Raw genomic sequence first — 14,232 nt, 5'->3', positions numbered from 1 at the left:
GTCAGAGGGCTTCGTTCACCGGCACGCCGGATTGGAACTCCCGGCCATCGGCTTCGCTGAAGCCCGTCATGACGTGGCCTTTGCTGAGGCCGTGGATGGCCGACATCGGGAAGTTCCCCGTGATGACGTTGCCGGAGTGCTCCACGCCCTTGATGTCGTAGTTCTCCTCGGCACTGAGGGAGTGGTTGAAGGAGTAGAACGAGATTGCCTCGCCGTTCATGAACTCGATTCCGAGCCTGCGCTGTGAGGAATAGTCCTCGCTGGCAGCAACAAGGCCCACGACGTAAGCGCCGGAGCCTGGTATGTTGCCATCGATTTCGAACCGTGCCACGAGGTTGTCGTCTTCGGCGGAGATGTTGACCTGCTTCAGGAGTGCGTCATTGGTGCTCATGCCACAATCCTGCTCTGTGGACCGGCTGCCGTCCACCCCTTGACTTTCACCCTTCCAGCAAGCGCCGGACGTTCCGTGCCACCGTAGCGCTGTCCGTGTGCTGCCCTTTGCGGGCGGTCAGCAGGTGCATGGCCAAGCCGTCGCTGTAGTCGGATATTGCTTCCGCCCGGGCCCTGGCTTCTGGTATGCCCATGGCTCCGAGCAGTTGCGCCAAGGCCGATACCAGCCGCTCGTGCCCGGCAGCCACAACATCGGGCTGGTCAAGGGCAAAGGCGAAACGGGCTCGGGTCAGTTCCGCGTTCTCATGCGCGAGTCCCATGACCGCTCCGGCGATCTGCTCTGCCAAGGCGGCTACCGACGTCGGGATTTCCCTTCCACCCTCCTGGAGCAGGAGGCGGTCCCGTTCTTCAACGCGGTCGACGGCGGCCCCTATCAGCGCTGCACGGCTGCGGAAATAGTTCGAGGTAGTTCCGACGGCGACGCCTGCTTGGGCGTCGACGGCCCGGTGGGTGAGTCCCTTGAGGCCTTTGGCAGCAACGACTGCGAGCGCTGCGTCGGCAAGTTCGGTTCGGCGGTCCGGCATGGCGAAAGTCTAGCTTCAAACCCTATCGGTACTACAAATGTAGTTGTACAGTATGGCCATGGAAAAAGTGGACATCATTGGTGGAGGAATCGCCGGGCTTGCGCTCGCAGGAATGCTCAACCCCGGCAGGTTCGACGTCACTGTCCATGAACAGCGGACCGAACTCCCAACAGTCGGAACAACCCTGGCCATGTGGCCGGAAGCCCAGCAGGCGCTATCCGGACTGGGGATACTCGGGGCCGTACGGAATCATGGAGCCATTATCAAAGCCGGCGCACTTCGACGGCCCTCCGGAGAAGCCCTGCTGTCCATGGAGGGTGAGGGTTTGTTGGGAGTATCCCGACCCGAACTGCTGAGGCTGCTGGACACCGCGGTGCCCGTCTCCGTACGCCGGGTAACGGGGAGAGTGGATCACCCTACGGGCGCAGCCGCGTTGACCGTGGGAGCCGATGGAGTCAACAGCATTGTTCGGAGGGATTCGTGGGGCAAGCGAAGTGCGGCAAAGCCCACGCCCTTCCTGGCAGTCCGGGGAGTCGTTCCCGGAACCCCGTCCCCACGCGACGTTGGAGAATACTGGGGACGCGGTGAAATTTTCGGCTTGGCCCCTGCCATAGGGGGAAGCAACTGGTACGCCTCCTTCCGCTCCGAGTTGGGCCCGGACATGGTAGACGTCGCAGAGGCACTCGAAGTGACACGTCAACGCTATGCCAACTACTCGTCCGCTGTGCGGGGTGTACTCTCACAGGCAAATCCGGAGACGTCACTGGCGCAACGCATCTGGACCACTCCACCCATGGGCCGATACACGCGAGGGAGCGTTGCGCTGGTAGGGGATGCCGCGCACGCCATGACCCCAAACCTGGGGCGTGGCGCCTGCGAAGCCCTCATCGATGCTGTGACCCTGGGCAAACTGCTGAACGACCAACCCATGGACCTGGCACTCGCCACCTACAACAGGAAGCGGGTCATCCGCACCCAGCTTCTCCGCTCGGCTTCTTCCGCCACGGGGAGCGTCGCTCTTGCCCAGGGCGCACAACCATGGCGCGACGCCTTGCTGAAGCAGGTGGGAAAACATGTGGCCGGAGCCCGGCAGAAGGCTGAAACTTCGAAGTAGGTTTTGTCGGTACATCGGCGTAAACTTGATTTATTCGAACATACTTTCGAATATGGTTTCCTGGCGTAAAGAGGTGAGGGCATGGGGCTGTTCAGTGAATCTGTCGGAGTTAGCTGCACTGACGCAGGCCAGCCGCGGGAAGTCCAATGGAAAGGCACGCAATACACGGTCACCAACGAACCTGTTCGATGGTACGAACGGCGCCAATGGTGGCTTGAAGAAAGCCGCGCCCCCCTTGGAAGCGGAGCTGGCCTGGTTGACCACGAGATCTGGCGTGTACAACTCCTGCCAACCTCAGCTGACGCAGAAACCAGCCACCCCATCACCCTCGACCTGGTCCGGCACGTAGGAAGCGGACGCTGGAGACTCCTGCGCATCCACGACGCCGCACCAGCACGCGCCGTAGAACCCGAAGAAGCGGCGTAAACATTGAGCTTCACCCACCTGCACGTCTCCACAGCATTCAGCGCACACTACGGCGTCTCCTGGCCGGATGAACTAGCCCAAACAGCCGCAGCAGACAGAGCCACAGCGCTCGCCTGCACAGACCGGGACGGCCTGTACGGCACCATCAAACACCTCAAAGCATGCATGGACGCAGGCATCGACCCCATCGTAGGGGTGGACCTGGCGGTATTCGACGACGACGGCGACCACCGCACCCAAGTCGCGGGCCGCGTCGTCGTACTCGCCCACGGAAACAACAACGGCGCAGGGTACAGGGCACTGTGCCGCCTTATATCCGACGCCCACGCACGCACTTCAGGCAAGGCCGGGGGAGCGGTCCCCGCTGCAGTCACCCGCGGCGAACTCGCCTCAAGGACCCTCGACCCCAAAACCCTCAAACCAGTCCTGACCGTGCTGATAGGACCCGACTCAGACGTCGGCCAAGCCATGGGAGGCCGCAAATACCTCAGGCCCAGAACCCTCTTCAAACAATGGATAGACGCCATGCCACCCGGCACCATGGTCGCTGAAGTCGTATCCCACCTCAGCGCCCCCGGAGAACCACTAAGCACAGCCCATGCCGTGCGCATGCTCAAGCTCGCACTCGAATACAACATTCCCGCAATCCTCAGCAACGCCGTCCGCTACTGTGCCCAGGACGGCGCCGCCACCGCAGACGTCCTCGACTCCGCACGAACCCTCAAATCCCTCCCTGAACTCTCAACGGCACCCCCGCTCCAACCAACAGGGATGCTCCAACCAACAGGGATGCTCCAACCAACAGGGATGCTCCAACCAACAGGGATGCTCCAACCAACAGGGATGCTCCAACCAACAGGGCAGGGCTGGCTTAAGACGCCGCACCAAATGCTCCAACTCGGCAAAGAAATCATGAGCGCAGCAGGCCTGGGGAAAGCCGACCTCACCAAACTACTCGCAAACACTGAAGCGCTCGCAGACAAATGCCGCATCAATCCTGTCCTTGATATGGGATGGAAGAAGCCGGTAGTTCCCGAGGCCTCCATCATCGGCATCGACGCTGACCCCATGATTGAACTCACCCAACGCTGCGAAGCCGGAATCACCCGACGGTTCCCGGGCATCAATGGAGATGCAGAAGAACATCTGCGCTCGCGGTTGGAGCACGAGCTGGGAATCATCGGCAGGCTCGGCTTTGCCTCGTACTTCCTTACAGTGGCAGAAGTTTCAAGGATGATCCTCGATATGGGGGTCAGGGTAGCTGCGAGGGGATCCGGTGCCTCAAGCCTGGTCAATTACTTGATCGATATCAGCCAGGTTGACCCGATCCGCCATGACCTCATCTTCGAGCGCTTCCTCTCCGGCCGCAGGTCCACGCTTCCTGACATTGATATTGATGTGGAAAGTGCTGAAAGGCATAACGTCTACCGAAAGATTTTTGACCGCTTCGGTGCCGAACGCGTCACCCTGATGAGCATGCAAAACGGCTATAGGGCACGTGGTGCCGTTCGGGATGCGGGCATGGCCCTGGGAATGCCTGACGAAGAAGTGGGCGAGATTGCCAAGCAACTGTGGAGATTCTCTGCACGTAAATTCCGCGAAGCCCTGGTGGAGAAGCCCGAACTGCGCGATTTTGCCGGGCGTGTAGAACGGGGCGCCATGGAAGAGAACCAGCAGTTGGATTTGTTGGTGGATCTCACAGAAAGGCTGGATCGGCTGCCCCGGCATATCTCCATGCATCCCTGTGGAGTGATTTTGGGAGATGCAACACTCCTGGACCGGACTCCCGTACAGCCCAGCGGTTTGGGCCTGCCCATGAGCCAGTTCGACAAACACGACATGGACCCCATGGGCATGCTCAAACTGGATGTCCTGGGAGTGCGCATGCAGAGCGCCATGGCATTCGCGGTTCGGGAAGTAATCAGGCTGCATCCTTCCAAGGCGGAAGTTGTCGCAGCCGGGCGGCATCCAGTGGAGCCAGGTGGCGCAGGTCCCGACTACATCGCAGCTGACGGCAGGATTGACCTCAACGCTGTACCCTTCGACGATGAGCCCACCTATGAGCTGATCCGGAGTACCCACACACTCGGTTGCTTCCAGATCGAATCACCGGGACAGCGTGAGCTCATTGGAAAGATGGCGCCCCGGGAATTCAACGACCTCATCATCGACATCTCACTTTTCAGGCCCGGACCCATGAAATCCGACATGGTGCGACCCTTCCTGGAACATCGGCATGGCTTTGCTCCTGAGATTTATCCCCACCAGGACCTGAAGCCCGTGTTGGAAGAGACCCATGGCGTTACCGTGTTCCATGAACAGATCCTGAAGACCTTCCACGTCATGACTGGCTGCGGTTTGGACAGGGCTGATGAGTTTCGCAGGGCCCTTGGCGACGAAGTGCATGAGCCGGGTGTGGAGAAGTACTTCCGCAGGGAAGCAATCAAGAACTACTCTCCCGAAGTGGTGGACAAGGTCTGGGGAACCCTGAAAGCCTTCGGCAGTTTTGGTTTCTGCAAAGCCCACGGTGCTGCCTTTGCGGTGCCCACTTATCAGTCCGCCTGGCTCAAGGCCCATCATCCCGAGGCTTTTCTTGCCGGTCTGTGGGAACATGACCCCGGGATGTATCCCAAACGCCTTCTGGTAGCGGAAGCCCGCCGGCTCGGCATTCCCATCCTGCCTTTGGATATCAACAGGAGCCAGGCTGAATACCGAGTGGAGAAAATCCAGCAGGGCCCCGATGAGGGCAAGCTCGGAATCCGCTTGAGCCTCACTGGAATCTACGGACTTTCAGGGGCAGAGCTGAAACGCATCGCGGCCGGGCAACCTTACGATTCCTTGGCGGACCTGCGTGCGCGGGCAAGGGTGAGCAAGCCGAACATCAAAAGACTTGCCCAACTTGGCGCCTTCGATGCTTTGCATAAAGATTCTGGCGGAAAAGCTAACCGGGCCGATCTTGTGCACCATTTGCAGGCACTCCAAAGCAGCCCTTCGAAAAAAGCTGCAGATGTCATCGAAGGTCAACTGTCATTTGCCTTGGGCGATATTGAATTGAGGAACCTGGCTCCTGAACTTCCCGAACCTTCCATGGTGGACAACGTCAGGGCGGAACTTGATCTCATGGCTGTGGATGTCAGCGAGCATCTGATGGATAGCCACAGGCCACTGTTGGACAAACTGGGAGTTACAACGGCAGACAAACTCCTGGGCCTGCGCAACGGGACCGAAGTCCTGGTGGCAGGGGTCCGAATAGCGACCCAGACCCCACCCATGCGAGGCGGGCGGCGCGTCGTCTTCATCAGCATCGACGACGGTACCGGCTGTGTGGACTCGGTCTTCTTCCATGAAGCGCAGGAAGAATCCGGGCCACTGCTGTTTGGTACCCGCCTGCTGCTGATCCGTGGAACCACCAGAAGGACAGGTCCCAAGGGAATCAGCCTGAGCGCCAGCAAAGCCTGGGACCTCAGCCGGCCCGAAGCATTGCCATTTGCCGAACTCCTACCTGCCGAAACCGGACTACCGGAGGAATATACCCAGCATGGGCCGCTCCACGGCATCTCCAGGAACCTTGCCATCACTGGCCTGGGTAGCTGAACCCGCGGCAGAATCATGCCTCGGTTAGCCCAATTCGGCCACGGCGCGCTGCTTTGGCCGCCTTCGCTGAAGCGGATACGATTGACGGTGGCTGGCTGTGGTCCCCGTACGCCACAAGCTATGAAGCCTTAACTATGAATAGGAGACACCCGTGTCAGATGCCCAACAGATCACCCTCATCGTCGATGGCGAAGAGACCAAGGTGACGGAAGGGACTACCGGCGCGGAACTCTTCTTCGAGCGCCGCGACGTCGTTGTAGCCCGTGTGGATGGCGTGCTGAAGGACCTTGACCAGGTCCTCACCGAAGGCGCAGACGTCCAAGGCGTCACCATCGATTCCCCCGATGGGCTCAACGTTCTCCGCCACTCAACAGCCCACGTCATGGCACAGGCGGTTCAGCAGTTGCGCCCCGACGCCAAGCTCGGAATCGGCCCGTACATCACTGACGGCTTCTACTTCGACTTCGACGTCGCTGAGCCGTTCACCCCGGAAGACCTCCGCACGCTGGAAAAGATGATGCAAAAGATCATCAACCAGAACCAGAAATTCGTTCGCCGTGTGGTCACCGAAGAAGAAGCCCGCGAAGCGATGGCCAACGAGCCCTACAAGCTCGAGCTGCTGGGCAAGAAGAACGACGCAAGCGACGCGGTGGAGGGCGTCAATGTCGAGGTAGGTGCGGGCGACATCACGATCTACGACAATGTGGATCGAAAGAGCGGCGAGAGCATCTGGTGCGATCTTTGCCGCGGTCCCCACCTGCAGAACACCAAGATCATCGCCAACGCCTTCGCGTTGACCCGCTCTTCCGCCGCGTACTGGCTCGGCAACCAGAACAACCAGCAGTTGCAGCGCATCTACGGCACCGCGTGGCCCACCAAGGAAGCCCTCAAGGCTTACCAGGAGCGCATTGCTGAAGCTGAGCGACGGGACCACCGCAAGCTCGGCGTCGAACTTGACCTCTTCTCCTTCCCGGATGAGCTGGGCTCAGGCCTCCCTGTGTTCCACCCCAAGGGTGGCATAATCCGCAAGGCAATGGAGGACTACTCCCGCCAACGCCACGTGGACGCAGGTTACGAGTTCGTCTACACCCCGCACATCACCAAGGGACACCTCTACGAGGTCTCCGGCCACCTTGACTGGTACAAGGACGGCATGTTCCCGGCGATGCAGGTAGACGCTGAATTCAACGAAGACGGCACCGTTCGGAAGCCGGCGCAGGATTACTACCTGAAGCCAATGAACTGCCCCATGCACAACCTGATCTTCCGCTCACGGGGCCGGTCCTACCGCGAACTTCCGCTGCGCCTCTTCGAATTCGGCTCTGTGTACCGCTACGAAAAGTCCGGGGTTGTGCACGGTCTGACCCGCGTCCGTGGCATGACACAGGACGACGCCCACATCTACTGCACCCGCGAACAGATGAAGGACGAGCTCACCACCACGCTGAACTTCGTCCTGGGCCTGCTCAAGGATTACGGCCTGGACGACTTCTACCTGGAACTCTCTACCAAGAACGAAGAGAAGTTCGTTGGTGACGATGCCGCTTGGGAGGAAGCCACCCGCACTCTTTCCGAGGTTGCTGCGGCTTCCGGTTTGGAGCTGGTACCGGACCCGGGTGGAGCAGCATTCTACGGACCTAAAATCTCCGTCCAGGCAAAGGACGCACTCGGCAGGACCTGGCAGATGTCCACCATCCAGCTGGACTTCAACCTGCCTGAGCGTTTCGAACTGGAGTACCAGGCAGCCGACGGCACACGCCAGCGGCCGGTCATGATCCACCGAGCCCTTTTCGGTTCCGTGGAACGCTTCATGGGTGTACTCACCGAGCACTACGCCGGGGCGTTCCCGGCCTGGCTGGCTCCTGTCCAGGTGGTGGGAATCCCCGTGGCGGAAACTTTCAACGACTACATGTTCGACGTCGTTGGCCAGCTCAAAGCTGCAGGAATCCGTGCCGAGGTTGATATCTCCTCGGACCGGTTCCCGAAGAAGATCCGCACGGCCAGCAAAGACAAGATCCCCTTCGTCCTGATTGCCGGTGGTGAGGACGCAGAAGCCGGTGCGGTGTCGTTCCGCTTCCGGGACGGCAGCCAGGATAACGGGGTTCCCGTGGCCGAGGCGGTCCGGAGGATCGTTGACGCCGTCAAGAACCGCGAGAGCTGACGGAACGGACACATAGACGGTGCAGGAGAACACAGGCGCGGCAGCTGACCTTCCAGGCGACGCAGACGTAACCGATGACTTCGGATTGGCGGGCGTACCGGACGCGTTTCAGCGCCTGTGGACTCCGCACCGTATGGCCTACATCAAGGGCGGGCAGGATCAATTCAAGAACAAGGATGACTGCCCGTTCTGTGTAGGACCCACGCGCTCGGATGAGGAATCCCTCATCGTCCATAGGGGAAGGACCTGCTATGTGGTCCTGAATTTGTTCCCGTACAACCCCGGGCATCTGTTGATCTGTCCCTACCGGCACGTTCCCGACTACACGGACATCACGGCGGAGGAAACGGCGGAGTTCGCCGATCTTACCCAGACGGCAATGCGCGTGCTGCGGAAGGTTTCGAATCCCAGCGGCTTCAATCTGGGCATGAACCAAGGCGTTACCGGCGGTGCAGGCATCGCCGCGCATCTCCATCAGCACGTGGTTCCGCGCTGGGGCGGGGATGGAAACTTTTTCCCGATCATCGCTCAGACCAAGGCCATTACGCAGACCCTTGATGAGGTCCGCAAGCTTGTGGCTGAAGCCTGGCCGGGGGAGTCGAATGCTCAATAGGCATGCGCGCGGCTTTTTCACTTCACTTTTTACACCTTTAGCGCGTTGGCTCCTCAGGATCGGTGTGTCTCCGGACGCAGTGACCATTGCAGGGACCGCCGGCGTCATCCTGGGGGGACTCGTCCTCTACCCGCTGGGCTTCTTATGGTGGGGTTCAGTCGTGGTCGCCTTTTTTGCGTTCTCGGATGTCGTAGACGGAATCATGGCAAGGCTGCAGGGGCGGAGCGGTGGTTGGGGTAATTTCCTGGACTCTACCTTGGACCGTCTCGCCGATGGCGCGATTTTTGCCGGCCTCACCATCTGGTTTTTCACCGGCGGTGAGGATCCGGCAATAGGCACCGCCGCCGTCGTCTGCCTGGTTCTTGGCATGGTTGTTTCCTACGCCCGGGCCAAAGCGGAGTCCTTGGGCTACCAAGCCAGTGTGGGGATCGCAGAGCGCGCAGAACGCTTGGCTTCCGTGCTACTCATCACGGGGCTCACGGGATTGGGGCTCCCACCGGTTGTGTTGTTCGGGACCCTGATTCTTCTTGCCCTGGCCAGCCTGGTGACGATCGTCCAGCGAATGTCGGCAGTGCGGCGACAGGCCATGGCTGAAGCCGATGGAACCGCTGCAGCGTAAAGGACCAGCAGGCAATGCTTGCCAAAGGAACTGGCAAGCGACCAATGTGGCTCCTCCGAAGTTGTGCACCTGCCCTACTGGAGCCCGCTTTGTTGCCCGCTCAGGCAGTAATGAATGTACTGCCACCATGCAAGGTGCGACTACTATTACTAGTACTTGGTCACCTTGACCTGAAACCCGGTGTGCGCTGATAGCGGTCGTGTGGCTGCGTGCGCCCCCGGCAAGAAGGTCGTTTATCTACCCATAGGGGTTTTTGTGTCTACACCAGATGTAAGCAACGAAGCCGGTTCGTCCGCGAACAGCGTCACGGGCAGCAGCCGCGTCAAGCGGGGCATGGCGGAGATGCTCAAGGGCGGCGTCATCATGGACGTCGTTAACGTCGAGCAGGCCCGCATCGCCGAGGATGCCGGTGCCGTGGCTGTCATGGCGCTCGAGCGTGTCCCGGCCGATATCCGCGCCCAGGGCGGCGTGTCCCGCATGTCCGATCCGGACATGATCGATGCGATCATCGCCGCCGTGTCCATCCCGGTCATGGCCAAGGCGCGCATCGGCCACTTCGTCGAAGCCCAGGTTTTGCAGTCCCTCGGTGTTGACTACATCGACGAATCCGAGGTCCTGACCCCTGCTGACTACATCAACCACATTGACAAGTGGAACTTCACCGTTCCCTTCGTTTGTGGTGCCACCAACCTCGGTGAGGCTTTGCGCCGCATCAACGAGGGCGCGGCGATGATCCGTTCCAAGGGCGAAGCCGGCACCGGCGATGTTTCCAACGCCACCGGCCACATGCGCAAGATCCGTTCGGAGATCGCCAAGCTCGCCGCCCTGCCCGAGGACGAGCTCTACGTTGCGGCCAAGGAGCTGCAGGCCCCGTACGAACTGGTCAAGGAAGTTGCCGCCACCGGCAAGCTCCCCGTGGTGCTGTTCACCGCCGGTGGCATCGCTACCCCGGCTGACGCCGCGATGATGATGCAGCTCGGCGCCGACGGCGTGTTCGTCGGCTCCGGCATCTTCAAGTCCGGCAACCCCGCAGAGCGCGCCGCCGCCGTCGTCAAGGCCACCACGTTCCACGACGACCCCGATGTCATCGCCAAGGTCTCCCGTGGCCTCGGTGAAGCCATGGTCGGCATCAACGTCGACGACATCCCCCAGCCCCACCGCCTGGCTGAGCGCGGCTGGTAGGTCTCATTGCGCCCGGTGGGCGCTGATCCTCTGTGTGCTATTCCCCGCGCCCCGTTGGCAGCTAAGTAGCTGCTCAGGGCGCGGGGCCCCTTTTACGCACACTGCCGGATCGCCCCTGCCCTCAGCTTGAGGTGCTTGAGGTTATGAACGACGCCGGACGGTCGCCTTATGAGGTGAGCGTCCGGCGTCGTTGTGTTTAGTTGAGGCCTCGGCGCTTTAGCAGGGGGGCCAGGTCGGCGTCATGGCCTCGGAATGAGCGGAAGGATTCCAGCGGATCGCGGCTGTTGCCCCTCGATAGCAGTTCGGATCTGAACCGGTCCCCGTTGGAGCGGGTAAGGCCGCCGTTTTCCTTGAACCACTCCACGGTGTCCGCGTCCAGCACCTCGCTCCAGATGTAGGAGTAATAGCCGGCTGCGTAGCCCGCGCCGGCGAAGATGTGCTGGAAGTAGCCGGTGCGATACCGCGGCGGGATCAGTGGGTGCGCGACTCCCGCTTCGGCCAAAGCCTTGGCTTCGAAGGCGGGAATGTCGTCCGGAACTTCGGACTCGGACAGCACGTGCCACGCCAGGTCAAGGAGGGCCGCGCCGAGGTATTCGGTGGTTGCGAAACCTTCTCCCCACAACAACGACTCATTGAGTTTGTCCACCGTGTCCCGGGGGAGAGCTTCCCCGGTGGAGTAGTGACGGGCGTAGTTGGCCAGTACCTCCGGCCACATGATCCACATTTCGTTGACCTGGGACGGATACTCCACGAAGTCGCGCGGCACGGACGTGCCAGAGAACCGCGGATAGGTGACATCGGAAAAGAGGCCGTGCAGGGCGTGGCCGAATTCATGGAAAACGGTACGGACCTCGTCCAAGGACAACAGTGCAGGCTCGCCGGGCGCCGGCTTGGTGATGTTGAGGTTGTTAATGACCACGGAGCGCGTTCCCAGGAGGCTGGACTGTTCAACCAGGGAATTCATCCAGGCACCTCCGCGCTTTGATTCCCGCGTGTAGTAGTCGCCCAGGAAGAGGCCGAGGCCGCTGCCGTCTTCATTCCGGACCTCCCAGATTCGGACGTCGGGGTGATAGCCGTCCAAGTCTTCGCGCTCATGGAAAGTGACGCCGTAAAGCTGCGTTGCCGCATGGAAGACACCGTCGTTGAGCACGGTTTCAAGGCTGAAGTAGGGCAAGAGTGCCTGCTCGTCCACCTCGAACTTTTCCTTTCGGACAAGTGCAGAGTAGTACGCCCAATCCCATGGCTCGAGTTGGTGTCCGGCGGATTCCGCTAAGGCGTCTGCCTCCTTCCGGGCGTTACGCACAGCAGCAGGTGTCAACTGGCCCAGCATCGCCGCCACCTCGCTGAAACCGGGAGCAGTCTGTTGGTCCACGACCAACTCAGCGAAGTTGGCAAACCCCAGCAGCGTTGCTTTCTCGGCCCGCAAACGCGCGGTAGCCTTCACAAGTTCACGGACATCCAAGTCGCCGCCCTCGGTGCCGCGTGCCAGAGACGCTTCGAACAGACGACGGCGGATGGTCCGGTTCTCCAAGGACGCCATGGCAGGTTGGTTGCTGGGTTGGATCAAGGTCAGCAAGTACTTGCCGTCATGCCCGGCAAGCTTGGCTGCTTCCGCGGCGCCGGTGACCACTTCGGGCTGCAGCCCGGCAAGATCATCGGCGTCGTCAAGAAGCAGGGCGGCGGACTTCATGCCTTCCTTGACGCGCTGGCCAAACTCGGTGCCCAATCGGGACAGTTCGGAGTTAACTTCACGCAAGCGTTGTTGCCCGGTGTCATCCAGTTGAATTCCGGACTGCCGGAACTCCTTGAGGTACTCCCGTACTAGTCGGGACGATTCTGCTTCCAAGTCTGTTGTATCGATGGCCGCGAATCGGTGGTAGAGCGCGCGGTTCATGTAAACAGCATCCTGGTGTGCCGACAACTTAGGTGACAGCTCTGTCTCCAGCGCCTTGATGGCGTCGGAAGCATCCGCGGAAACCAAGGTGAAGAATGCCGCAGCCGCCCTGTTGAGGAGAAGCCCCGACCGCTCCATGGCCAGTGCCGTGTTTTCCAAGGTAGCTGGCTCCTGATTGGCCACGATCCGGGAAATCTCCTGGAGGTGCGATGCCAATCCTGCCTCTATAGCCTCCGCATAGTGCTCTGCTGAGATGCCGGCAAAGGGCGGCAGCCCATAGGGCAGGGGGCTGGGGCTCAAGAGTGGATTAGTCATGAAGTGACTCTTTCACGTAAGAATCGTGTCCTCAAGGGCGGCACGCCCGCTTCCGCAAAGCTCCCGCCGTAGGATGAAAGCCATGGGCAAAATCACATTTTCCGGGGGATGGTTCGGTCCTCGCAAGGCGGTACTCGTGCTGAGTGCCGTGGTCGTGTCCCTATCGGTGAACGCCTGCGGTGTCATCGCGGAAAATGATGACGGGAACCGCAGCAGCGCCACTTCCGCCCCGGCAAACGTGAGCCCAAGCCCAACCCGCACCCCCGCACCGAACCCCACCCCAGGTAAGGGGCCCGCCTGCCCGGAGTTACGCTGCACCTCCATCACGGTGACAGGCGACATGTTGGTCCATACGCAGCTCTGGCAACAAGCGAGAGCTGACGCTGCGGCAGCTGGTCAGCCCGGCTATACGTTCGTTCCGCTTCTCGAGGGGCAGCGTCGCTACATTCGTAACAGCGATCTCGCCATTTGCCACCAGGAAACTCCCGTTGCAACCCCGGAAGGGCCGTTCTCTGCCTATCCATCGTTCAACGTGCCACCGCAGATCATCACAGCATCCAAGGATGTCGGCTACCAGGCCTGCACCACGGCCAGCAACCACACCATTGATCGCGGTACTGAAGGTTTGCTCCGGACACTGGACGCGTTGGACGCGGCGGGCCTGAAGCACACGGGGTCCTACCGGACGGAAGCGGAGTCCAAAGAGATACTCATGCTCCAAACGGACGCTGCCAAGGTGGCGGTCATCATTGGAACGTATGGCCACAACGGGCAAATCCCTGAATACCCGTGGTTGGTTGACGAGCTGGACCCAGTGGCCATGATCGCTAAGGCGAAACAGGCAAAGGCGTTGGGAGCCGACATTGTCCTGGGCGTCATGCACGCCGGTGACGAGTACGCCAGCGAAGCCAATGCCCAGCAGCAGGAAGTTGCGCACGCGTTGGTGGACAGCGGCCAGTTCACCATGATCTACGGGCACCACACCCACTCGGTGCTGCCGATCGAGAATTACAAAGGCACCTGGATCGTCTATGGGCTGGGCAACGGCGTCACCGAGCTGTCCCCGTGGTACGTCCTGAACAATGAGGGGCTGCTAGTCCGGGCACAGTTCAGCCAAAACGCAGCAGGTGTTTGGACTGCGTCGGATCTCGCCTGGGCCCCGTCAGTGATCGTTCGCGATCCCTATCGTTGGTGCTCCGTGGCCAGCGATGCACCACAGGGAGTCTGCGCTACACCCGCGGCCGATGCTGAGACCTACCAGCGGACCAAAGCGGTGGTTGAGTCCATGGGCGCAGCAACAGCAGGCGCGCACGAACTGCTGATCACCAAGGAAAAGTAGC

Annotated in this window: 11 protein-coding genes; 8 read left to right on the top strand and 3 right to left on the bottom strand. The window is 60.8% G+C overall.

Annotation, left to right across the window (positions count from 1 at the left end; all coding sequences use genetic code 11):
- Position 1: 1 nt before the first annotated feature.
- The gene (locus tag AC6CH8_RS09805) at positions 2 to 391 is read right to left on the bottom strand and encodes a hypothetical protein (RefSeq protein WP_091467874.1); all 390 of its coding nucleotides are present in this window, start codon (positions 389 to 391) and stop codon (positions 2 to 4) included.
- Between the two features lie 46 nt (positions 392 to 437).
- Positions 438 to 974: a TetR/AcrR family transcriptional regulator gene (locus AC6CH8_RS09800; protein WP_498190202.1), complete on the bottom strand. Its 537-nt coding sequence runs from the start codon at positions 972 to 974 to the stop codon at positions 438 to 440.
- Positions 975 to 1,026: 52 nt separating this feature from the next.
- Between AC6CH8_RS09800 and AC6CH8_RS09795 the strand changes: the two genes are divergently transcribed.
- The 7 genes from AC6CH8_RS09795 (at position 1,027) to pdxS (ending at position 10,683) form a co-directional block, all read left to right on the top strand.
- Positions 1,027 to 2,088: an FAD-dependent monooxygenase gene (locus AC6CH8_RS09795; RefSeq protein ID WP_498190200.1), complete on the top strand. Its 1,062-nt coding sequence runs from the start codon at positions 1,027 to 1,029 to the stop codon at positions 2,086 to 2,088.
- 81 nt (positions 2,089 to 2,169) lie between these two features.
- Positions 2,170 to 2,514, top strand: a complete 345-nt coding sequence (locus AC6CH8_RS09790) for a DUF6504 family protein (protein WP_498190199.1) — start codon at positions 2,170 to 2,172, stop codon at positions 2,512 to 2,514.
- A gap of 3 nt (positions 2,515 to 2,517) precedes the next feature.
- Positions 2,518 to 6,108 carry a DNA polymerase III subunit alpha gene (locus AC6CH8_RS09785; protein WP_498190197.1) on the top strand — a complete coding sequence of 1,197 codons (3,591 nt, stop codon included), beginning with the start codon at positions 2,518 to 2,520 and terminating at the stop codon, positions 6,106 to 6,108.
- A 151-nt stretch (positions 6,109 to 6,259) separates the two neighbouring features.
- Positions 6,260 to 8,269, top strand: coding sequence for a threonine--tRNA ligase (gene thrS / locus AC6CH8_RS09780; RefSeq protein WP_091467866.1), 2,010 nt, complete (start codon positions 6,260 to 6,262; stop codon positions 8,267 to 8,269).
- A 19-nt stretch (positions 8,270 to 8,288) separates the two neighbouring features.
- Positions 8,289 to 8,882 carry an HIT family protein gene (locus AC6CH8_RS09775; RefSeq protein ID WP_091467865.1) on the top strand — a complete coding sequence of 198 codons (594 nt, stop codon included), beginning with the start codon at positions 8,289 to 8,291 and terminating at the stop codon, positions 8,880 to 8,882.
- The gene (gene pgsA, locus AC6CH8_RS09770) at positions 8,872 to 9,501 is read left to right on the top strand and encodes a phosphatidylinositol phosphate synthase (protein ID WP_091467863.1); all 630 of its coding nucleotides are present in this window, start codon (positions 8,872 to 8,874) and stop codon (positions 9,499 to 9,501) included. The genes AC6CH8_RS09775 and pgsA overlap by 11 nt, the downstream gene beginning before the upstream one ends.
- 255 nt (positions 9,502 to 9,756) lie before the next feature.
- Positions 9,757 to 10,683, top strand: a complete 927-nt coding sequence (gene pdxS, locus AC6CH8_RS09765; RefSeq protein WP_017197521.1) for a pyridoxal 5'-phosphate synthase lyase subunit PdxS — start codon at positions 9,757 to 9,759, stop codon at positions 10,681 to 10,683.
- Positions 10,684 to 10,879: 196 nt separating this feature from the next.
- On the opposite strand, the gene AC6CH8_RS09760 is transcribed toward pdxS, so the two are convergent.
- The gene (locus tag AC6CH8_RS09760) at positions 10,880 to 12,892 is read right to left on the bottom strand and encodes a M3 family metallopeptidase (protein WP_498190194.1); all 2,013 of its coding nucleotides are present in this window, start codon (positions 12,890 to 12,892) and stop codon (positions 10,880 to 10,882) included.
- Between the two features lie 73 nt (positions 12,893 to 12,965).
- Between AC6CH8_RS09760 and AC6CH8_RS09755 the strand changes: the two genes are divergently transcribed.
- Positions 12,966 to 14,231 (top strand): CapA family protein, encoded by a 1,266-nt coding sequence (locus AC6CH8_RS09755; RefSeq protein WP_498190192.1) that lies wholly within the window; start codon positions 12,966 to 12,968, stop codon positions 14,229 to 14,231.
- The last annotated feature ends 1 nt before the right edge of the window (position 14,232 follow it).

It is taken from the genome of Paenarthrobacter sp. GQ52 (assembly GCF_059759005.1).
This window is presented reverse-complemented; position numbering and strand designations above follow the sequence as displayed.

Coding starts and splice junctions, on each gene's coding strand:
- AC6CH8_RS09755 (WP_498190192.1), top strand. CDS start 12,966: ATGAAAGCCATGGGCAAAATCACATTTTCCGGGGGATGGTTCGGTCCT.
- AC6CH8_RS09790 (WP_498190199.1), top strand. CDS start 2,170: ATGGGGCTGTTCAGTGAATCTGTCGGAGTTAGCTGCACTGACGCAGGC.
- AC6CH8_RS09760 (WP_498190194.1), bottom strand. CDS start 12,892: ATGACTAATCCACTCTTGAGCCCCAGCCCCCTGCCCTATGGGCTGCCG.
- AC6CH8_RS09800 (WP_498190202.1), bottom strand. CDS start 974: ATGCCGGACCGCCGAACCGAACTTGCCGACGCAGCGCTCGCAGTCGTT.
- AC6CH8_RS09805 (WP_091467874.1), bottom strand. CDS start 391: ATGAGCACCAATGACGCACTCCTGAAGCAGGTCAACATCTCCGCCGAA.
- pgsA (WP_091467863.1), top strand. CDS start 8,872: ATGCTCAATAGGCATGCGCGCGGCTTTTTCACTTCACTTTTTACACCT.
- AC6CH8_RS09795 (WP_498190200.1), top strand. CDS start 1,027: ATGGCCATGGAAAAAGTGGACATCATTGGTGGAGGAATCGCCGGGCTT.